Source organism: Micrococcus cohnii (assembly GCF_014205175.1).
Lineage (GTDB): Bacteria > Actinomycetota > Actinomycetes > Actinomycetales > Micrococcaceae > Micrococcus > Micrococcus cohnii.
In genome coordinates, this window is the sequence record NZ_JACHNA010000001.1 from 1,677,629 (window position 1) to 1,698,709 (window position 21,081).

At 70.8% G+C, this 21,081-nt stretch carries 19 protein-coding genes; 13 read left to right on the plus strand and 6 right to left on the minus strand.

What is annotated here, in order from left to right; all coding sequences use genetic code 11:
* Positions 1 to 20: 20 nt before the first annotated feature.
* Complete coding sequence (locus HDA30_RS07630; protein WP_158496806.1) at positions 21 to 692, minus strand: IclR family transcriptional regulator; 672 nt, start codon at positions 690 to 692, stop codon at positions 21 to 23.
* A 289-nt stretch (positions 693 to 981) separates the two neighbouring features.
* Between HDA30_RS07630 and HDA30_RS07635 the strand changes: the two genes are divergently transcribed.
* Positions 982 to 2,895: an FAD-binding monooxygenase gene (locus HDA30_RS07635; RefSeq protein WP_184241575.1), complete on the plus strand. Its 1,914-nt coding sequence runs from the start codon at positions 982 to 984 to the stop codon at positions 2,893 to 2,895.
* Positions 2,896 to 2,905: 10 nt separating this feature from the next.
* Here HDA30_RS07635 and HDA30_RS07640 read toward each other — a convergent pair whose 3' ends face one another.
* Positions 2,906 to 4,522 carry a hypothetical protein gene (locus HDA30_RS07640; RefSeq protein ID WP_184241577.1) on the minus strand — a complete coding sequence of 539 codons (1,617 nt, stop codon included), beginning with the start codon at positions 4,520 to 4,522 and terminating at the stop codon, positions 2,906 to 2,908.
* Entirely contained in the window at positions 4,519 to 4,944 is a 426-nt protein-coding gene (locus HDA30_RS07645) for a hypothetical protein (protein WP_184241579.1), read from the minus strand. The genes HDA30_RS07640 and HDA30_RS07645 overlap by 4 nt, the downstream gene beginning before the upstream one ends.
* Positions 4,945 to 5,190: 246 nt before the next feature.
* On the opposite strand from HDA30_RS07645, the gene paaA reads away from it, so the two are divergent.
* The 11 genes from paaA (at position 5,191) to HDA30_RS07700 (ending at position 15,636) form a co-directional block, all read left to right on the plus strand.
* Positions 5,191 to 6,201, plus strand: coding sequence for a 1,2-phenylacetyl-CoA epoxidase subunit PaaA (gene paaA, locus HDA30_RS07650; protein ID WP_184241581.1), 1,011 nt, complete (start codon positions 5,191 to 5,193; stop codon positions 6,199 to 6,201).
* A gap of 5 nt (positions 6,202 to 6,206) precedes the next feature.
* Positions 6,207 to 6,509: a 1,2-phenylacetyl-CoA epoxidase subunit PaaB gene (paaB, locus tag HDA30_RS07655; RefSeq protein ID WP_158496356.1), complete on the plus strand. Its 303-nt coding sequence runs from the start codon at positions 6,207 to 6,209 to the stop codon at positions 6,507 to 6,509.
* Entirely contained in the window at positions 6,506 to 7,339 is an 834-nt protein-coding gene (paaC, locus tag HDA30_RS07660) for a 1,2-phenylacetyl-CoA epoxidase subunit PaaC (RefSeq protein WP_184241583.1), read from the plus strand. The genes paaB and paaC overlap by 4 nt, the downstream gene beginning before the upstream one ends.
* Complete coding sequence (gene paaD, locus HDA30_RS07665) at positions 7,333 to 7,842, plus strand: 1,2-phenylacetyl-CoA epoxidase subunit PaaD (RefSeq protein ID WP_184241585.1); 510 nt, start codon at positions 7,333 to 7,335, stop codon at positions 7,840 to 7,842. The genes paaC and paaD overlap by 7 nt, the downstream gene beginning before the upstream one ends.
* Entirely contained in the window at positions 7,842 to 9,008 is a 1,167-nt protein-coding gene (gene paaE / locus HDA30_RS07670) for a 1,2-phenylacetyl-CoA epoxidase subunit PaaE (protein WP_184241587.1), read from the plus strand. The genes paaD and paaE overlap by 1 nt, the downstream gene beginning before the upstream one ends.
* Positions 9,009 to 9,019: 11 nt before the next feature.
* The gene (locus HDA30_RS07675; protein ID WP_184241589.1) at positions 9,020 to 9,805 is read left to right on the plus strand and encodes an enoyl-CoA hydratase-related protein; all 786 of its coding nucleotides are present in this window, start codon (positions 9,020 to 9,022) and stop codon (positions 9,803 to 9,805) included.
* Positions 9,806 to 9,986: 181 nt separating this feature from the next.
* A complete protein-coding gene (locus HDA30_RS07680) occupies positions 9,987 to 11,477 on the plus strand; it encodes an MFS transporter (protein WP_184241591.1) in 1,491 nt (496 codons plus the stop codon).
* Between the two features lie 177 nt (positions 11,478 to 11,654).
* Complete coding sequence (locus HDA30_RS07685) at positions 11,655 to 12,875, plus strand: thiolase family protein (protein ID WP_184241593.1); 1,221 nt, start codon at positions 11,655 to 11,657, stop codon at positions 12,873 to 12,875.
* 8 nt (positions 12,876 to 12,883) lie between these two features.
* Complete coding sequence (locus tag HDA30_RS07690; protein WP_184241595.1) at positions 12,884 to 13,672, plus strand: enoyl-CoA hydratase/isomerase family protein; 789 nt, start codon at positions 12,884 to 12,886, stop codon at positions 13,670 to 13,672.
* 11 nt (positions 13,673 to 13,683) lie between these two features.
* The gene (locus tag HDA30_RS07695) at positions 13,684 to 14,580 is read left to right on the plus strand and encodes a 3-hydroxyacyl-CoA dehydrogenase family protein (protein WP_184241597.1); all 897 of its coding nucleotides are present in this window, start codon (positions 13,684 to 13,686) and stop codon (positions 14,578 to 14,580) included.
* 234 nt (positions 14,581 to 14,814) lie between these two features.
* Positions 14,815 to 15,636, plus strand: coding sequence for a hypothetical protein (locus HDA30_RS07700; RefSeq protein ID WP_184241599.1), 822 nt, complete (start codon positions 14,815 to 14,817; stop codon positions 15,634 to 15,636).
* Positions 15,637 to 15,706: 70 nt separating this feature from the next.
* On the opposite strand, the gene panD is transcribed toward HDA30_RS07700, so the two are convergent.
* Complete coding sequence (panD, locus tag HDA30_RS07705; RefSeq protein WP_184241601.1) at positions 15,707 to 16,144, minus strand: aspartate 1-decarboxylase; 438 nt, start codon at positions 16,142 to 16,144, stop codon at positions 15,707 to 15,709.
* A 684-nt stretch (positions 16,145 to 16,828) separates the two neighbouring features.
* Between panD and paaZ the strand changes: the two genes are divergently transcribed.
* Positions 16,829 to 18,946, plus strand: coding sequence for a phenylacetic acid degradation bifunctional protein PaaZ (gene paaZ, locus HDA30_RS07710; protein WP_158496345.1), 2,118 nt, complete (start codon positions 16,829 to 16,831; stop codon positions 18,944 to 18,946).
* A 12-nt stretch (positions 18,947 to 18,958) separates the two neighbouring features.
* On the opposite strand, the gene HDA30_RS07715 is transcribed toward paaZ, so the two are convergent.
* Complete coding sequence (locus HDA30_RS07715; RefSeq protein ID WP_158496344.1) at positions 18,959 to 19,564, minus strand: TetR/AcrR family transcriptional regulator; 606 nt, start codon at positions 19,562 to 19,564, stop codon at positions 18,959 to 18,961.
* Between the two features lie 159 nt (positions 19,565 to 19,723).
* On the minus strand, positions 19,724 to 21,076 hold the full coding sequence (locus HDA30_RS07720; protein ID WP_184241603.1) for a phenylacetate--CoA ligase family protein: 1,353 nt from the start codon (positions 21,074 to 21,076) through the stop codon (positions 19,724 to 19,726).
* Positions 21,077 to 21,081: the final 5 nt, after the last annotated feature.

Sequence of the window (21,081 nt, forward strand, 5' to 3'; positions counted from 1 at the left end):
GAGCGGGGGACGCACCACGGTCATGGCGCCGCGTGCCCCAACGCCCCGGCGATACGCCGGGCACCGTCGGCCAGCCGCCCGCCCAGCCGCTCGACGTCCGCTTCCCGGGTGGCGTAGACGACGGCGAGCGCGGCCGGCAGCTGGCCGGGCAGCCGTAGCGGGACCGCGACGGAGGAGACGCCGGTGATGACCTCGTCGTTGCTGACGGCGAAGCCGCGGGTGAGCGTCGCGTCGGCGTCGACGAAGACGGACTCGGGCACACCGTCCGCGGCGGCGGTCTCACGCTCGGCGGCCTCCAGCACCGAGGCGATGGCCAGGCCAGGTGCCCCGCGGTCGAGAGGGTGCCGGGTGCCGGGGCGTTGCGTGACGAGGTTGCCGCGCGGCGGCTCCACTGTGACGAGCGTGGTGCATTCGCCGGCGTCCCACACCACGACGAAGGCGCTCATCCCCAGTTCGCTCGAGACCGCGGTGAGCTCGGGCAGCGCGGCGGCCTGCAGGTCCTGTTCGACTCGGCGGGCGAGCACCGCCAAGGCGGGGGCGGGGTGGACCCGGCCCGCGTCGTCGCGTCGGAGATAGCCGTGGTCCTCGAGGGTGCGCAAGATCCGGTAGGCGATCGAGCGGTGCACGTCGAGTCCGGCGGCCAGCTCGGCGATGGTCGGCGGGACGGGGGCCTGGGCGGCCAGTTCGAGCATCCGCAGGCCTCGGGCGAGGGTCTGCGATCCCGCGGGCCTCGACGCCCTCCCCTGCTGATCCGTCTGCGTCGTCGCCACGTGCGCGACCTCCTCGGCATCTCTTGTGCGGCACGTCACTCGCGCCTACAGTGTCCCACATCACTGTTCTGTTTTTGAACCAGGTGTTCTCTATGTGAACACGACGCCCGCGGTGCGCGCCGTCGAGTCGCCTGCGGCGTCGCGAACACCCCGGCTCCGCCCTCGCCGCATCCCGCCGCGCCCGGACTCCAGGACCAGGAAAGGACCCCCGATGCTCTTCCACCACCACGGCTACGTCTCCACCAACCCGCGACGGCTTCCGGCCGCGGGTGTCGGCCTCGACCGGCCGACTGAGCTGCCCGATGAGATGGACGTGCTCATCGTGGGCACCGGACCGGCCGGCATGATCGCCGCGGCACAGCTGGCCATGTTCCCGAACGTGCACACGCGCATCGTCGAGCGCCGCGCCGGCCGCCTCGAGATCGGCCAGGCCGACGGCATCCAGGCCCGTTCCGTCGAGACGTTCCAGGCGTTCGGCTTCGCGAGCGAGATCATCGACGAGGCGTTCGACCTGACCTCGATGGCCTTCTGGAACCCAGACCCGCAGAACCCCGAGAACATCGTGCGCACCTCGCTGGCCGAGGACGACCCGGAAGGCGTCTCGGAGTTCCCGCACCTGATCGTGAACCAGGCGCGCATCTTGGACTGGTTCGCCGAGTACATGCAGAACTCCCCGACCCGCATGGCGCCGGACTACGGCTGGGCGTTCGAGTCGCTCGACGACTCCGGTGCCGGCGAGCACCCCGTCACCGTGACCCTGCGCCGCACCGTGGACGAGCAGGGCGAGCCTCTGGCGGATCCGGCTTCGGGCCCGACCCGCCAGGTGCGCGCGAAGTACGTCGTCGGCGCCGACGGCGCGGGCTCACGCGTGCGCAAGGCGATCGGCCACCACCTCGCGGGCGACGCCGCGAACCACGCGTGGGGCGTCATGGACGTGCTGGCGGACACCGATTTCCCGGACATCCGCACCAAGTGCGCGATCCACTCCAGCTCTGGCTCGATCCTGCACATCCCCCGCGAGGGCGGGCACCTGTTCCGCATGTACGTGGATCTGGGAGAGGTGCCCGAGGACGACGACCACAAGGTGCGCAGCACCCCGATCGAGGAGGTCATCCGCCGCGCCCAGGCGATCGTGCACCCGTACCGTCTCGACGTGAAGGAGGTGGCGTGGAGCTCGGTGTACGAGGTGGGCCACCGCCTCACCTCGGGCTTCGACAACCGTGAGCGCTGCGAGCACCCGAACGTGTTCCTGCTCGGCGACGCCTGCCACACCCACTCGGCGAAGGCCGGCCAGGGCATGAACGTGTCCATGCAGGACGGCTGGAACCTGGGCTGGAAGCTCGGTCATGTGCTCTCTGGCATGGCGCCGGCCGAGCTCGTGCCGACCTATTCGGAAGAGCGCAAGGAGATCGCGAAGAATCTGATCGACTTCGACAAGGAGTGGTCGACGCTCATGGCGAAACCGATCTCGGAGCTGGGCGACCCGAACGAGGTGGCCGAGTTCTACACGAAGACCGCCGAGTTCCCGGCCGGCTTCATGACCGAGTACAAGCCCTCGATCCTCGTCTCCTCCGAGTCCGACCCGTCACTGGCCACCGGCTTCCCCCTGGGCAAGCGCTTCAAGTCCGAACTGGTCGAGCGCTCGTGCGACACGAACGTGAAGCACCTGGGCCATCTGCACCGGGCCGACGGCCGCTGGCGCGTGTACGTGTTCGCCGATGCCGCCTCGCCGCGATCGGAGGAGTCGAAGGTCGCCGCGTGGGCCCGGCAGATCGAGCAGGACCCGGCTTCGTTCCGCAATCGGCACACCCCGTCTCAGGCCCCACAGGACACGGTGTTCGACATCAAGGTCGTCTACCAGCAGAAGCAGAGCGAGTTCGCCTTCCCGGACGTGCCCGAACTGTTCCGTCCCACCACCGGGCCGCTGGGCTTGCACGACGTGAACAACATCTTCGCCACGTGCCAGGACAAGCACGGCCCGGACATCTTCGACACGCGCGGCGTCAGCCGGGACGGCGCGGTCGTCGTCGTGCGCCCGGACCACTACATCTCCGGCGTGTTCGGCCTCGACGAGCCGCAGAAGGTGAACGAGTTCTTCGCCGGTGTGCTGCTCGACCAGGACTGAGTCGGGCGGCTCAGCGCGGTCGCCCGCCGCGCGGCGGCACGTTCTTCAGCGGCACCAGCGAACCGGTCTGCGCGGGGCTCTGGTAGACCGGCCCGGCGGTGCGCAGCCGGACATAAGAGCGGGAGGCGACCCGCCCCCGGGTCACCCCGGCCGTCGCCGCGATGAGGCCCTGCACCTCGGCGCGGTCCTGCTCGGGGCTCTCGTCAAGCCGTCGGGCCAGCTGCCGATAGTGGTCCATGTCGTGCGCCTCGACCATCTCGGCGAACAGCTTCTCGCGATCGGCGTACATGCGGTCGATCGTCCGCGCGTCCCAGGATTCGACGGGCCCGTAGCGCTCCTCGAGCTCGGCCTCGGTCAGCGCCGGCTCAGAGGAGAACTCGACCGTGCCCCGGCGGGCCGTGGTCGGGTCCGGGCCGCCGTCGACCGCCGTGACCATGTCCGCGGTGTCCACGATGTTCAGCACGTCCGCGTCCGGCCCGGCCTGTTGCCCGCCCGCCGGCGAGCCGACCGTGAGCGCCGAGACTGCCCCGTACCGGCCGGTCACCTCCTCCGAGGCCGTGAAGTTCACCGCGTGCATCCCGCCCTGGGAGAAGCCGGTGAAGACGACGTCCGCTCCGTCGGGGACCCCCGCCGCCCGCATCGCGTCCAGCACGGCCGCCCGGGTCTGCTCGGAACCTGCGGCATAGGCGTCACGCAGCCCGTGTCGTCCGTTCCACAGCGTGTCCTGGTCGCCGTCGAACTGGGTTCCCGGCAACGAGACGACGTACACGTCCCCTCCCGCCTCCGCCTCCACGTGGGTGATGCCGATCGCGTTCTGCGGAGCGTCGTCGAACCGCTGCAGCTCCAGCAGCTCGGCCACTGACCCGTCGAGGCGTTCGGGAGGGCGAGGCGCCGGCACGGGCGCCCCGTCCACCGCGATCATCTCCGGCGGCAGCAGGCTCGCCAGCTCCTGGGAGACGCTGCTGTAGGAGAGCTGCTCCTCGAGCAGTCCCGCACGGCCGAGCTCCTCGGATCCGGCCTTCGCGCCCTTTTTCGTCAGCTGCTTCTGCGCCAGGCCCCGGGCGTCGAGCCGACCGAGCCCCGAGGCGGCACGCGCAGAGCCGCCGGAGGGGCCGCCGGCACCCGAGTCGCCGAGCAGCGCCGCGACCCGCGGGCCGAGGAGCTTGGCCAGCAGGATCGTGGTCAGGGTCACCCGCACCTGCTGGCCCACCCCCGCGATCGCATACTCCGCGTCCCGCGCGTCGATCCCGTCCCCGGCGTTCTCGAGCATCGCTCCGCCGACGCCGCCCCAGCCGGACTCCGCGACCTGGACGGCGCCGCGCGCCCCCTTCTCCGCCGTCTCATAGCGGGCGATCGCCGTATGCGCCTTCAGACGGAGCCCGTCCGACTCCGCCGCGACGCGGTCGAGCCCGGCGATCAGCTCCCCGAGGGTGGTCTCCAGCCGGGCGGCGCACGCGGAGAAACCGCGATGGACGCCCACTTCGGCCGGCCAGGACATCGTCGCCATCTTCGCGGTGAAGGCCGCCCCGCCCAGCCCCGCCATCGCAGCGGCCGCCGTCTCGATCTGATCCAGGTCCGCGTGCACTGAGCCGGGCCCGCCGCGCGTGACGAAGGTCGGCCCGCTCATGAGCACACCGCCGTCCGCAGCGCCTGACGCGCGATGTCCCGGTCGCGCCGGGCACGGTCCAGCGCCGTCTCCGCGTCGATGATGGCCCCGGCCAGCTCGATCGCGCCCTCGTCGAAACGCATGATCACGCCCTCGGCCTCGTACCTCAGGTCCTCGAGGCGCTCCTTGAAACGGCGGCCTGCGTCGGAGACCCAGTCGACCATCTCCGCCCGGCGCAGGGGCGTGAGCTGCTCCTCCCAATCCTTCTGCTCCTGCACGTACCTCGTCTGCAACCATTTCAGGTGCATGACCGACGCCTGCGCCGCGGCCACGCGCGCCTCGAGCCCGGGCGCCGCCGGATGGAGAGCTCCGGCCACGTCCACGACCCCGGTGCCGCAAACGGCCCCTCGTCCCAGATCCTGCATCCCCCGCATGATGTCCATGACGCCGACGGTAGACGCCGAGTCCACCCGGGCCCCGGCCGTCGCCGTCGGCCGTGGGCAGACCCCGCCGGAACGCGCCCTGTGCAGGAGCACGACCCCGCAGCGCCACGATCGAGTGTGTTGACCGCCACGGTCAGCTCCCCTATCCTGAACGAACGGTCAGTAATTCACTGCGCCGCCGCCGTGCCCGCACGCCACACCCGGCCGGACACGCGTCAGACCGCCGCACACCATGAGGTGACGACCATGGCTCAGACCAGCCCCAGCACTCCCCTGGACGCTGCGTCCTCCGCAGAGGATGCGGCCGGCCAGGAGAACTTCGACCGCCTGATCGCCGAGGACTCGCGCATCGAGCCCCGCGACTGGATGCCCGCCGACTACCGCAAGTCCCTGACCCGGCAGATCTCCCAGCACGCGCACTCCGAGATCATCGGCATGCAGCCGGAGGCCAACTGGATCACCCGCGCCCCCTCCCTGAAACGCAAGGCCATCCTCATGGCCAAGGTGCAGGACGAGGCCGGGCACGGGCTGTACCTGTACTCGGCGGCCGAGACCCTCGGCACCGGGCGCGATGAGCTCAACGACCAGCTGCTCACCGGACGCGCGAAGTACTCCTCGATCTTCAACTACCCGGCCCGCACCTGGGCGGACATGGGTGCGATCGGCTGGCTCGTCGACGGCGCCGCGATCTGCAACCAGGTGCCGCTGTGCCGGGCCTCCTACGGCCCCTACGGCCGCGCGATGGTCCGCATCTGCAAGGAGGAGTCCTTCCATCAGCGTCAGGGCTGGGAGATCCTCTACTCCCTCTCCCACGGCACCGCGGAGCAGAAGCAGATGGCCCAGGAGGCCGTGAACCGCTTCTACGGCCCCGCGCTGCAGATGTTCGGTCCGCCGGACGCCGACTCTCCGAACTCGCAGAAGTCGATGGCGTGGAAGGTCAAGCGCTTCTCCAACGACGAGCTGCGCCAGCGCTTCGTCGACATGATCGTGCCGCAGGCCGAGGCCCTGGGCCTGACCCTGCCGGACCCGGACCTGAAATGGAACGAGGAGCGCGGCCACTACGACTACGGCGAGCTCGACTGGGACGAGTTCATGTCCGTCCTCAAGGGCGGCGGACCGATGAACGTCCAGCGCATGGCCCGCCGCCAGCAGGCCCACGAGGAGGGCGCGTGGGTCCGCGAGGCCGCAGCCGCCTACGCCCGCCGCCAGGCCGAGGAGAACCTCCTGGCCGCCGACACCGAGCTGATCGGAGCCTGAACCCCATGACCGAGAACACCTCCGCCTCGAACACCTGGCCCCTCTGGGAGGTCTTCGTGCGCGCCACCCGTGGCCTGTCCCACGTGCACGCCGGCTCGCTGCACGCCCCGGACGCCACCATGGCGCTGCGCAACGCACGCGACCTGTACACCCGTCGGAACGAGGGCACCTCGGTGTGGGTCGTCCCGGCCGAGGCCATCGCCGCGTCGGACCCGGACTCGAAGGGCGGCTTCTTCGAGTCGGCCCAGGGCAAGTCCTACCGTCACGCCACCTATTACCAGCAGTCCGAGGGGGTGCCTCACCTATGAGCTTCGCGACGAACGACTCCGCCACGAAGCAGTCCGCCGGCATGGCCATCACCGCCGAGCAGATCGCCGAGTCCGGCGCGAGGGCCTCGGAGCAGGTGGCCCGGTACGCCCTCATGCTCGGCGACGACTCGCTCATGCTCGGCCAGCGCCTGTCCTGGTGGATCTCCCGCGCCCCCGAGCTCGAGGAGGACATCGCCCTGGGCAACATCGCCCTGGACCTGGTGGGCCACGCCCGCTTTCTGCTGACCTACGCGGGCACCGCGTGGGGCAAGAGCGAGGACGACCTGGCGTACCTGCGCGATGAGGAGGACTTCCGCTCCGCCCGCCTGACGGAGGCCGAGAACGGCGACTTCGCCCAGACCATCGCGCGGCAGCTGTACTTCTCGTTCTACGCGTACGAGCTGTACTCGCGTCTGGTGGATTCGACGGACCAGACCCTCGCCGCCATCGCCGACAAGGCCCTCAAGGAGGTGCTCTACCACCAGGACCACGCCGCCGAGTGGCTGCTGCGCCTGGGCAAGGGCACCGAGGAGTCCGCCCGCCGCATGCAGCTGGGCCTGGACCGGCTGTGGCCGTATCTGGGTGAGCTGTTCCACGACGACGAGACCACCCTCGCGCTCGTCGAGTCCGGCGTGGCGGTGCTGCCCTCGACCCTCGAGCACCCGACGCTCGAACGCGTCACGGCCGCGATCGAGGCCGCCGAGCTGACCGTGCCGCAGACCCCCTGGGCGCGCGGCGGCGACCGCTCAGGCGCCACCTCGGAGTGGCGCGGCTACATCCTGGCCGAGATGCAGGTGCTCGCCCGCCGGCACCCGGAGGCCACGTGGTGACGTCCGCGCAGCTTCGTCCCGCCGACCCCGCCGACGCGACAGTCTGGGACGCCGCCGCCACCGTGCACGATCCGGAGATCCCCGTGCTGTCCATCGCAGACCTGGGAATCCTCCGTGACGCACGGGTCGAGGACGGCCGCGCCGTCGTCGTCATCACCCCGACCTACTCCGGCTGCCCCGCCATGGACACGATCACGACCGACGTCACCCGCGCACTCGCACGCGCGGGGTTCGAGGACGCGGACGTGCGCCTGGTGCTGCAGCCGGCCTGGACCACGGACTGGATGACGGACGAGGGCAAGGAGAAGCTGTCCGAGTACGGCATCGCGCCTCCGACCGCGCGCACCACCGACGGCCCGGTCCGCCTCGGGCTGGCCGTGAAGTGCCCGCGCTGCCACAGCCTGGACACCCGCGAGATCACCCGCTTCGGCTCCACCTCCTGCAAGGCGCTCCACACCTGCAACGAGTGCCTCGAACCCTTCGACTACTTCAAGGTGCACTGATGACTGACTCCACCGCCGCGCCGGCCAAGAAGCGCCGCGCCACGTTCAACACTCTCGAGGTCACCGAGCTGCGCAAGCTCACCGCGGACTCCGTCGAGGTCACGTTCACGGTGCCCGAGGAGCTGGCCGACGACTACGACTACCTGCCGGGCCAGTACGTGGCGCTGCGCAAGGAGATCGACGGCACCGAGGTGCGACGCTCGTACTCCATCTGCGCGGCGCCGAAGCGCGGCGAGGTCCGCGTTGCCGTGAAGAAGGATCTCGGCGGTGTGTTCTCCACCTGGGCCAATGAGGTCCTCGAGGTCGGGGAGAAGATCGACGTGATGAACCCGCAGGGCGCGTTCACCTCCCGCACCCACATGACGTCGCTGAACGACGCCGAACAGGTCGCCGCGGAGACGGTCGCCGAGAACGCGCACACGCACCTGGTGGCGTTCGCCGCCGGCTCGGGCATCACGCCGATCATGGCGATCGCCCGCACCGTGCTCGAGGCGTCGGACACGTCCCGGTTCGACCTGGTGTTCGCGAACCGTTCGGCCATGGACGTCATGTTCGCCGAGGAGATCGGTGATCTGAAGGACAAGTACCCGGCGCGGTTCGTGGTGCATCACGTGCTCTCGCGAGAGCAGCGCGTGGCCCCGCTGCTCTCCGGTCGCATCGACGCCGAGAAGCTCCGGACGCTGCTCGACCGGCTCATCGACGTCGAGGGCACGGATGAGTGGTTCCTGTGCGGCCCGTTCGAGCTGGTGCAGCTGGTGCGCGACGAGCTGGCCGAGCGCGGTGTGAACGAGGACCGCGTCCGCTTCGAGCTGTTCACGACCGGGCGCCCGGAGAACCCCGCAGGCCAGTCCGGCCGCGTCGTCGAGGTCGACCAGGACGGCGACAACTACACGATCGAGTTCAACCTCGACGGCATGACCGGTACGGTCCAGTCACCGAAGTCCGCGCACGAGACCGTCCTGAACGCTGCGCTGCGCGTGCGCTCGGACGTGCCGTTCGCCTGCGCCGGCGGCGTGTGCGGCACGTGCCGGGCCAAGGTCACCGACGGCACCTACGACATGGACGAGAACTTCGCCCTCGAGAAGGACGAGGTCGAGGCCGGCTACGTGCTGACCTGCCAGACCCGCCCCACCTCGGACACCCTGTCTGTCGACTTCGACTCCTGAGGAGCCCCGCCGTGATCGAGCTGACCATCGCCGACGGCGTCGCCGAGGTGACGCTGAACGCGCCAACGAAGATGAACTCGCTGGACGAGCAGGCCCTGGCCGATCTCGGCTCCGCCTACGCCGAGATCGCGGCCAAGGCAGAGTCCGCAGAGGTCCGAGCCGTGCTCCTGCGCGGGGAGGGCCGCGGGTTCTGTGCCGGCCGCGACATCTCGAACGTCACCCCGGCCGACGATGACGCCACCGCTTATCTGCGGGACACGGTCACCCCCGTGCTGCGCGCGATGTCCGAGACCCCCGTGCCGACGTTCGCCGCGGTGCAGGGCGCCTGCCTGGGTGTGGGCCTGGGCCTGGCGATCGCCACGGACGTCGTCTACGTGGCCGAGGACGCCAAGATCGGCTCCCCGTTCGCGAACCTGGGCGCCACGCTCGACTCGGGCGGCCACTGGCTGTTCACCGAGCGCCTGGGAGCGCACCGCACCCTGGACCTGATCTACACGGCGGAGCTGATCTCCGGGGCCGAGGCGGTCCAGGCCGGGCTGTTCTCCCGGGCGGTGCCGGCCGAGGAGCTGCTCGAGTTCACGCGGGCCAAGGCCGCGCAGGCGGCCTCGGGCGCCACGCTGGCGTTCCGCGCGTCGAAACAGCTCGTGGCCCAGATCCGTGACCGCCGCATCGGCCTGTGGGAGTCGCTCGACGCCGAGAACATCGCCCAGGGCGAGCTCTGCGGCACCGACGACTACGCGGAAGGCTTCAGGGCGTTCCAGGAAAAGCGCCGACCGGAGTTCACCGGACGCGGGTGACCCCGGCACCGCGCGCCGCTCGTCCGCACCCGATGGCCCGCCCGCCTCAGCCCGAGGCGGGCGGGCCGTCGTCATATCCGAGCATCGATTGTGGCGCTGCTAACGATGCGACTACGGTGGGATGCACATCACACCCGACCGACCGGTCGGGTGGTGCCAGCCCCCTCAATCGGAGACACGCATGAGCCCGACCGCACCCTCATCGCATGCCCCGTCCGCGTCGTCCACCGGACTCCCCGCGACCGCCCCGTCCGTCGAGCGGCGGCGCGAAGAGCGCAGGGTCCTCGCCGGCACGCTCGTGGGCACCACCATCGAGTGGTACGACTTCTTCATCTACGCCCAGGCCGCCGCCCTCGTGCTCGGGACCCTGTTCTTCGCTCCGATGGGCGAGGCCGGGGCGCAGATCGCCTCCTGGGCGTCGCTGGGCATCTCGTTCCTCGTCCGCCCACTGGGCGCCATCGTCGCAGGCCACATGGGCGACAGGTTCGGCCGCAAGGCCGTGCTCGCGCTGACGCTGATCGGCATGGGCGGGGCGACCGTCCTGATCGGCCTGCTGCCCACCTACGCCCAGATCGGCGTCTGGGCGCCGGTCCTGCTGATCCTCTTCCGTCTGCTGCAGGGCTTCTCCGCCGGCGGCGAGTGGGGCGGCGCGGCCCTGATGGCCGTCGAGCACGCCCCGCGCGGCAAGCGCGGCCTGTTCGGGGCCTACCCGCAGATCGGTGTGCCGCTGGGCATGATCCTGGCGACCCTGATGCTCTTCGGGATCAACGCGTTCACCACCGACGAGCAGTTCCTCGCCTGGGGGTGGCGCGTGCCGTTCCTGGTGTCGTTCATCCTCATCATCGTCGGCCACCTGATCCGCACGTCGGTCGAGGAGTCCCCGGTCTTCCAGGAGATGCAGAAGCTCAAGGCCCGCGAGTCCGCTCCCCTGGGCGAGCTGTTCCACGGCCACTCGACGCGGGTGCTCCTGGCCGCCCTGATCTTCGCGGCGAACAACGCCGCCGGCTACCTGGTGATCGCCTACTTCTCCGGCTACGGCGTGAAGACCCTGGGCATGGAGCGCACCGACACCCTGATCGCCTCCCTGATCGGCGGCATCGGCTGGCTGGTGTTCACGCTGCTCGGCGGCTGGATCTCGGACACGATCGGCCGCGTTCGGACCTTCCAGATCGGCTACGCGATCATCATCCTGTGGGCGATCCCGATGTGGTCGCTGCTGAACACCGCGTCACTGCCGCTGTTCATCCTCGCGATCGTCGTCCTGACGATCGGCCTCGGCCCCTCCTACGGCCCGCAGTCGGCGATGTACGCCGAGATGTTCCCGGCCCGCGTGCGCTTCTCCGGCATCTCGATCGGCTACGCCCTCGGCTCGATCATCGGTGGCGCGTTCGCCCCCATGATCTCGGACCTGATCCTGAACAGCACCGGTCAGGCATGGCTGATCGGCGCCTACATCGCCGGCGCCGCCGTGGTGTCCTTCATCGCCGTGTGCTTCGTGCCCACGTCCATCCAGGACCGCGATCTGCACGACGAGGCCGTCACCGCCGCACTGCAGCGCGTCGAGCGGAACGGCGCCGGGGACGGACAGACCGGCGAGCGCCGTGCCGGCCTCGATGGCGACCGCGTGGCCACGCCGGGCGGACCCGCGGTTTCCCCGACCGAGGATGTTTGACCCGCGTCACCCCGCAGGCCGATACTGAACACAGACCCGACCGCTCGGTCGGTAATTCCTGCATGCGCCGCCGCCGGTGGCGCACACAGACGCCCGTCCGCCTTCGACCGCGCCGCCCGGCCCGGGCTCCCCAGCTCGGCCGACGCGCTGCCCGTTCCTCGTCCCCAGGAGAACAGCATGAGCACCACCCAGGAAGCCTTCCTCGTCAGTGGCCGCCGCACCCCCGTCGGCCGCTACGGCGGCGCCCTCTCCTCCGTGCGCCCCGACGACCTCGCCGCCCTGACGATCACGTCCCTGATCGAGGACGCCGGCATCGATCCGTCGGCCGTCGACGAGGTCATCCTCGGCAACGCCAACGGCGCCGGTGAAGAGAACCGCAACGTCGCGCGCATGGCCTGGCTGCTCGCCGGCTTCGACGACACCGTCCCGGGCATCACCGTGAACCGGCTGTGCGCCTCGGGCATGTCCGCGATCGGCATCGCCACCGCGATGGTCCGTTCCGGCATGGCCGACGTGGTCGTGGCCGGCGGCGTCGAGTCGATGTCCCGCGCCCCCTGGGTCCAGGAGAAGCCGACCACCGCCTTCGCCAAGCCCGGCGCCGCGTTCGACACGTCGATCGGCTGGCGCTTCGTGAACCCGGCGTTCGAGGACGCCGAGCGCTTCGGCGAGAAGTTCACGTTCTCCATGCCGGAGACCGCCGAGGAGGTCGGCGAGATCGACGGCATCACCCGTGAGGATGCCGACGCGTTCGCCGCCCGCTCACACGAGAAGGCCCTCGCCGCGATCGAGGCCGGGCGCCTGGCCGAGGAGATCGTCCCCGTGACCGTGCGGGGCCGCAAGGGCACCGAGACCGTCGTCGACACCGACGAGGGGCCCCGCCCCGGCTCGACCCCCGAGGTCCTGGCCGGCCTGCGCCCGGTCATCAAGCCCGGCGGCGTCGTGACCGCCGGCAACTCGTCCTCGCTCAACGACGGCGCCTCCGCGATCCTCGTGGTCTCCGAGCGCGCCGCGAAGCAGCACGGCCTGACCCCGCGCGCCCGCGTCGTTGAGTCCACCGCCGCCGGGCTGGCGCCGCACATCATGGGCCTGGGCCCCGTGCCGGCCACCGAGAAGGCGTTCGAGCGCTCGGGCTGGACCGCCGAGGATCTCGGCGCCGTGGAGCTCAACGAGGCCTTCGCCACCCAGTCACTGGCCTGCATCCGCCGTCTGGGACTGGACCCGCAGATCGTCAACAACGACGGCGGCGCGATCGCGCTGGGCCACCCGCTGGGCTCATCGGGCTCTCGCCTGGTCGTCACCCTGCTCGGCCGCATGGAGCGCGAGGGCGCCGACAAGGGTCTGGCCACCATGTGCGTCGGCGTCGGTCAGGGTGCGGCCCTGCTGGTCGAGAAGGCCTGAAAAGCACGATGAGCCACACCCTGGACGCCTCCGAGTTCACCGCGATCCGCGTTGAGGAGCGCGAGGACCGCCTTCACGCGATCCTCAACCGCCCCGAGGTGCGCAACGCGATCGACGCGACGATGGTCGCCGAGCTGCACGCCGTGTGCGCCCACCTCGAGCAGACCCCGAAGATCCTGATCCTCTCGGGCACCGAGGTCGAGGGCCGCGACGGCACGACCAAGGGCCTGTTCGCCTCCGGCGCGGACATCGGCCAGCTGCGCGAGCGGCGCCGCGACGACGCCCTGCGCGGCATCAACTCGGGCCTCTTCGACCGCATCCACACCCTGCCGATGCCCGTCATCGCCGCGATCGACGGCGTTGCTCTGGGCGGCGGCGCCGAGCTGGCCTGGGCCGCGGACTTCCGCATCGCCACCCCGTCGCTGAAGCTGGGCCAGCCCGAGACGGGCTTGGGCATCACCGCCGCCGCCGGCGCGCAGTGGCGCCTCAAGGAGCTCGTCGGCGAGCCCGTGGCCCTCGAGCTGCTGCTGACCGGCCGGATCCTCGACGCCCAGGAGTCGCTCGAGCTGAAGCTGGTCACCGAGCTGCACGAGCCGGCCGAGCTGATCGACGCCGCGCACGCCCTGGCCGACCGCATCGCGAAGCAGGACCCGCTGGCGGTGCGGATCTCCAAGAAGGTCTTCCACATGCCCCGCGAGGCCCACCCCCACGTCGACGACCTCGCCCAGGCGATCCTGTTCGAGTCCGAGGCGAAGTTCGACCGCATGCAGGCCTTCCTGGACCGCAAGAAGAAGTGAGGCACACACAGATGAGCGAGAACACCACCGTGAGCACCGAGCAGCACGACGCCGCCGCGTCCGTCCCCGCCGTCGTCGGCGTGCTGGGCGGCGGCCGCATGGGTGCGGGCATCGCCCACGCCTTCCTGGTCTCGGGCGCCGACGAGGTCGTCGTCGTCGAGCGCGACCCGCAGTCGGCCGAGGCCGCTAGGGGGCGCGTCGAGTCGGACCTGGCGGCGTCCCTCGAGCGAGGGAAGATCGACGGGGACCTCAACGGGTGGGCCCAGCGCCTCACCGTCTCCCTGGACCGCGCCGACTTCGCCCGCTGCGGCCTGGTCGTGGAGGCCGTGCCCGAGGACATGCAGCTGAAGATCGACGCCCTCAGCGACGTCGAGAAGCACCTGGGCGAGGACGCGTGGCTGGCCACCAACACCTCGAGCCTGTCCGTCGACGAGATCGCCTCGAAGCTCGCCCGCCCCGAGCGGTTCTGCGGCCTGCACTACTTCAATCCGGTGCCGGCCTCGAAGCTCGTCGAGGTCGTCGTGGGCGAGAAGACCAGCCAGGAGCTCACGGCCCTGGCCAGCACCTGGGTGCGCGGACTCGGCAAGACCCCGGTCATCGTGAAGGACGCCCCGGGCTTCGCCTCCTCCCGCCTCGGCGTGGCGATCGCGCTCGAGGCGATCCGCATGGTCGAGGAGGGCGTCGCCTCCCCCGAGGACATCGACAACGCGATGGTGCTGGGCTACAAGTTCCCGGTCGGTCCGCTGGCCCTGACGGACATCGTGGGCCTCGATGTGCGCCTGGGCATCGCCGAGTACCTCGAATCGCAGCTCGGCGAGCGTTTCGCCCCGCCGCAGCTGATGCGGGACATGGTCGCCCGCGGCGAGCTCGGCCGGAAGTCCGGCACGGGGTTCTACGACTACAGCTGAGCCGCCCCGCTCCCGCGCTTTCGTGCGCAAAACGGGAGCCTCCCGCAACGCCGTCGTGCGCAAAACGGGAGGCTCCCGTCGTATGCGGGCGAGGTCAGGCCGCGTGGCCGACGATGCGGGCATCGCCGAGCCCTCGCCCGGGCTGGCGGGCCGGCGGGGAGCCCGACTACGGTGGCGTGAAGCGAACCACACTGGTGAGCTACCGCATCGTCCTCGTCCTGAAAGGGTCCTCCCATGCCCGCCTCCCGACGGCTCCTCGCCTCTGTCGCCGCCCTGACGACCGCCTGCGCTCTGGCCGGCTGCGCCGCCGAGAACACCGACGAGCAGCCGAACGCCGCCGACAGTCCCGCGTCGTCCGAGCAGAGCCCGGGGTCGTCCGACCAGAGCTCCGAGGGTACGGAGAGCCCCGAAGGCGCCGAGAGCTCCGAGAGCGCGGAGGACGCAGAAGAGAGCCCCTCCGCGTCCGACGGATCCTCGTCGGAGAGCGCGTCCTCGGACAGCTCCTCGTCGGACTCCGATGCCGGCTCAGCCTCGGGCCTGCCGGGCGAGGGCCTCCAGCTCACCCACCCCGGACCCTCGGCCGAGGGCTACGAGTACGCGGGCAACGACCCGCAGTTCGGCCTCCACCAGTTCGAGAGCACGGAGAACTCCTGCTCCATCGCCGTCGAGCTGTACCAGGACCCCGGCGCCGCCGACGCCGAGGACGATAAGGCCGCCACGACGGCGTTCCGCGACGAGATCCTCACCTCGCATGAGAAGAATGCCGAGAAGAACGACGCCGAGATCGAGCTGAAGGAGTCGGAGGCGACCTTCACCGGCGAGGCGCTCGCCCCGCAGGAGTTCGACGCGCTGCGCTATGACGCCACCGTGGACTTCGCCGACGGTTCGACCGCACGCAGCGCCGCGCTGATGCGCGTGTTCCAGGAGCCCTCCCCGACGCGCTGGAGCTACATCTACACGTGCAAGAAGGCCGAGGACTTCGACGAGGAGGAGTTCTCCAAGGCCCAGCGTCAGTTCTCGGTCGTCGGCCTGCAGGAGGACCAGGAGTCCTTCTGACGGGCCCCGCGCGAGCGCCCGAGGTGTCCGCGCGATGCCCGCCCCGAGCCCTCTGCGGTGTCGACAGCGCTCAGAGCTCGGCTTGCGCCTCGTCCCATGTGCGGGACTGCGGCGGGCGGGCGACGCCGTCGAGCAGCGCCTCCGCCGGGTCCGTGCCCAGCTCCACGATCCGGTTGTCCGCGTCGACGTGCACGACCGTCGGCTGGAAGGAGCGGGCCTCGTCGTCGTCCATCTGCGCATAGGCCATGAGGATGACGACGTCGTTCGGGTGCACCAGGTGTGCGGCCGCGCCGTTGATCCCGATGACCCCCGAACCGCGTTCGCCCGCGATCGTGTAGGTCTCGAGGCGGGCTCCGTTGGTGACGTCGACGATGGAGACGAGCTCGCCGGGCAGGATGCCGGCGGCGTCGAGCAGGTCCTGGTCCACGGTCACGGACCCCACGTAGTGCAGGTCCGCCTGCGTGACGGTCGCCCGGTGGATCTTGGCGTGGAACATGGTGCGCAGCATGCGTCTGGAGTCTCTTCCGAGGTGGGGTGCAGGAGCGCCCGATCGGGCGGGCTCAGTCTACGCCGGTGGACCCGGGGCACGTCGGCGCCCGACCTCAGCGGCGCCGCACCCCGGCGGTCAGGTGCGGCGGACCGCCGGCCGCGGTCGCGCTCGCGGTCCTCCTGGTACTGCGCACGGTCCGTCCGGTGGTGCTCCCCGTCGTACTCGACGACAAGCCGCGCGCCGAGCCACGCCATGTCCACCCGCAACGGCTGGCCGGTCTCCAGCACGACGAGCGGATTCACCGCAGGTTCGGGCAGCCCCTGCGCCACCCGACGCGTGCGCACGAACGACTCCATCGGCGAGTCGACGCCCTCGCGCAGGACGTCGCCGGTGTCCGTGGCCGCGTCGCGGGGTCGGGTCGAGCCCGCAACGCATCGGGGGCAGAGGAGCCGGACGACGAGACATGGCCCGAGCATGACGGGCCGGGCGACCGCACGGGGGCGCACCGGGCGAATCTGTGAACAACGCCGGGCACCCAGCCGGGCGCCCCACTGTGACGGCCCTCCCATCCGACCGTGCCCTGCGTTATGGTGGCAGGGATTAACCGACCGATCGGTCAGGCCTGCCGCACGCCCCGACCCGGGACAACCCCGACCCGGCACAGCCCCGACCACGTCTCCGCACCCGACCCAGGAGTCCCGCATGAGCATCACTGCCCCCGACACCCCCGCGCTGCTGCCCAGCTACATCCTCGGAGACTGGTGGACGCCCCAGAACCCGTCGAAGGTCTCGCCCGTGGCCGATGCCAACACCGGCGCCCACCTGACCGACGTCTCCACCGAGGGCATCGACACTGCCGCGGTCATCAACTACGCCCGCACCGTGGGCCAGAAGTCCCTCGGCGAGCTCACCCTCCACGAGCGCGCCCTACGCCTCAAGCAGCTCGCCCAGTACCTGAACTCCCACAAGCAGGAGCTCTACGACCTCTCCTTCGCCACCGGCTCCACCCAGAAGGACCACGCGTTCGACGTCGACGGCGGCATCGGCACCACTTTCACGTTCTCCTCGAAGGGCCGCCGCGAGCTGCCCAACGCCAACGTGATCCCCGACGGCGCCGTCGAGCAGCTCTCGAAGGACGGCTCGTTCATCGGCGAGCACGTCTACCAGCGCATGCCCGGTGTCGCCGTGCAGATCAACGCGTTCAACTTCCCGGTCTGGGGCATGCTCGAGAAGTTCGCTCCGGCGTTCGTGGCCGGCATGCCGACGGTCGTGAAGCCGGCGACGCCGACCGCCTACGTGACGCAGAAGTGCGTCGAGATGATGATCGCCTCCGGAGTGCTGCCGGAGGGCTCGATCCAGCTGATCGCCGGCTCGGCCCGCGACCTGCTCGACCACCTGGACTACCGGGACCACGTCGCGTTCACCGGCTCGGCCGGCACCGCGAACACCCTGCGTCAGCACCCGAACGTGCTCACCGGTGGCATCCGCTTCACCGCGGAGACCGATTCGCTCAACGCCGCGATCCTCGGCCCGGACGCCGCACCGGACACCCCGGAGTTCGACGCGTTCGTGCGCACCGTCTTCCAGGAGATGACCGTCAAGGCCGGCCAGAAATGCACGGCCATCCGCCGCGTCATCGCCCCGGCCGAGCACGTGGAGGCCGTGGTCGAGGCCCTGACCGAACGTCTGAGCTCGCGCGTCGTGATCGGCGATCCGCGCGTCGAGGGCACGACGATGGGCGCCCTCGCCTCGAAGGAGCAGCAGTCCGAGGTCGCCAAGGCCGTACGCCGACTGGTCGAGGCCGGCGGTCACGTGCGCCTGGGCGGCGCCGACGCCCCGACCGGCGACGCGGACGCCGAGGCCGGCGCGTTCTTCGCGCCGACCGTGCTGTCCTTCGAGGACGCCCGCACCCCCGAGGTCCATTCGGTCGAGGCGTTCGGCCCGGTCACCTCGGTGATCGGCTACTCGGACATCGACGACGCGGTCGCCCTGGCCGCGCTGGGCTCGGGCTCGCTCGTGGCGACCGTCGCGACGAACGACGGTGAGACCGCCCGCGCGTTCGCCGCCGGCATCGGCGCCCACCACGGCCGCGTGCACGTCCTGAACCGCCAGACCGCGAAGACCACCACCGGCCACGGCGCTCCCGTGCCGCACCTGGTGCACGGCGGCCCGGGCCGTGCCGGCGGCGGCGAGGAGCTCGGCGGCGTGCGGGCCGTCAAGCACTACATGCAGCGCACCGCACTCCAGGGCTCCCCGGACCTGCTGACCGCGATCACCGGCCAGTGGCACCCGGGCGCCGCGGCGAACACCGTGACCCGCGAGGACGTCGAGGCCGGCGCCGCGACGCACCCGTTCTACAAGTCGCTGGCGGAGCTGAAGATCGGCGACCAGTTCGCCTCGGGCCTGCGCACCGTGACCCTCGAGGACATCACGGCGTTCGCCGAGGAGACCGGCGACAAGTTCTACGCGCACACCGATGAGCAGGCCGCGGCCGCCAACCCGTTCTTCCCTCGCCGCGTGGCCCACGGTTACCTGCTGGTCTCATGGGCGGCCGGCCTGTTCGTCGCCCCGGAGCCCGGCCCCGTGCTGGCCAACTACGGCCTGGACAACCTGCGGTTCATCACTCCGGTCACCTACGACGACTCGATCCGCGTGACCCTCACCGCCAAGCGCATCACCCCGCGCGTCACCGATGACTACGGCGAGGTCGCGTGGGACTGCCAGCTGCACAATCAGAACGACGAACTGTGCGCGCAGTACGACGTGCTGACCCTCGTGGCCAAGACCTGGCCGATGCCGGAGCAGCCCGCCGAGGACTGAGCCGCGCAGCGCTCAGCCCCGCACGCCCGCGAGCACGACGCCCGTCACCGACCGCACCATCTCCTCGACGGTGTGCGGGCCGTCGGGGCGGAACCAGTCGACGACGGAGTTGATCATGCCCAGGGCCAGGCGGGCGAGGTTGCGGGGATCCACGTCGTCACGGACGGCCCCGTCGGCCTGACCGGCCTCGAGCAGGGCACCGAACCGGCGCGTGATAGTGCGGCGGCGCTCCATGGCACGCAGCTCGACCTCGGAGTTTCCGCGCAGGCGCAGCAGCAGGGTCACCTCGGGCATGTGGTCGGCCAGCGCCTGCAGCGTGGCGCGCACGGCCGCCTCGACCCGCTCGACCGGGCCGTCGGAGAGCGCCTCGACCCGGTCGAACGCGGCCTCGAGGGCGTCGAGAGCGGCGTCGAGGGCCTCGCCCAGAATCGCCTCCTTGGACTCCACGTGGTGGTAGATCGCCGACTTCGAGATGCCCAGGTGCGTCGCGAGCATGCCCATCGACGTGGCCTCGTAGCCGTGCCGGTTGAACATGTCGACGCACTCGCGCACAAGCGTCGGACGGTCATAGCCGGGTCGCCCGCGTCGGGGCCCGGCGGATGTCTCGCTCCGGCTCATGTGTCCTCCTGGTGGTGCGTCGGCGGCGACTCGACCTCGGCGGCCTCCCGCGGCCGCGCCGTCACGGACGACGGCCGTCCTCGAGTGTACGAGCACCCCCTCGGGTCGGACGGCACCGACCCGAGGACGGGCGCCGACCCGCACCGGGAGTGACCGAGGTCAGCCCTTCGGACGCTCGTCGTAGATGCGCTTGAGCTTGCCCGAGGAGCGTGCCAGCGAGTCCGGCTCGACGACGTCGACCGTGCAGGACGAGCCGATCGTCGTCTTGATCTGGCCGCGCAGGGCCTGACCGTCGGCCTGCGCCTGCTCCATCGTCGCCTCGGGGCGGCGCTCGATGGTCACGGTCATCTCGTCCATGCGGTCCGGCCGGGTGATGGTGAGGGTGAAGTGCGGCGACAAGCCCGGCAGCTGCAGGGCCAGCTCCTCGATCTGCGAGGGGAACAGGTTCACCCCGCGCAGGATGATCATGTCGTCCGAACGGCCGGTGATGCGGCCCATGCGGCGGTGGCCGGGGTGCGTCGAGCCGGGCAGCAGCCGGGTGAGGTCGTGGGTGCGGTACCGGATGATCGGCAGCGCCTCCTTGGTCAGGGAGGTGAACACGAGCTCGCCGGGCCGGCCGGTCTCGAGGACCTCATCCGTGAACGGGTCGATGATCTCGGGGCGGAAGTGGTCCTCCCAGACGTGCGAGCCGTCCTTGGTCTCGACGGACTCGCCGGCGACGCCGGGGCCCATGACCTCGGACAGGCCGTAGATGTCGAGGGCATCGACGCCGAAGGTCTGCTCGATCTCGCGGCGCATCTCCTCGGTCCACGGCTCGGCGCCGAGCACGGCGGTCTTCAGCGACGTGTCCTTCGGGCCGATGCCCGCCTTGCGGAAGCCGTCGGCGATCGTGAGCAGGTAGGTCGGCGTCGAGAGGATCGCGCTGGGTTCGAAGTCCCGGATCAGCTGGACCTGCTTCTCGGTCTGGCCGCCGGACATCGGGATGACGGCCGCGCCCACGCGCTCGGCACCGTAGTGGGCGCCCAGCCCGCCGGTGAACAGGCCGTAGCCGTAGGCGTTGTGCACGCGGTCGCCCGGGCGGATGCCGGAGGCGCGGAAGCACCGGGCCACGAGCCTGGCCCAGGTGTCCAGGTCGGTGTCGGTGTAGCCGACGACGGTGGGCTGGCCCGTCGTGCCGGAGGAGGCGTGGATGCGGCGCAGCTCGGGGCCGGTCGCGGCGAACGCCTTGAACGGGTAGTTCTTCCGCAGGAACTCCTTGTCCGTGTACGGGAACTTCGCGAGGTCGGCGAGCTCGGTGAAGTCCGAGGGGTGCACGCCGTGCGCGTCGAAGTGCTCCGTGTACGCGGGGACGTTCTCGTAGGCGTGGTGGAGGGTCCAGCGCAACCGTTCGAACTGCAGCGACTCGATCTGGTCGCGGCTCATCGTCTCCTCGGGATCCCGGCGACCGCGGTCGACGGGGTCGGCCGGCAGCGGGGTCGGCGAGTACGGGTTGGGGACGGAGGCCTGGATCATGGCGA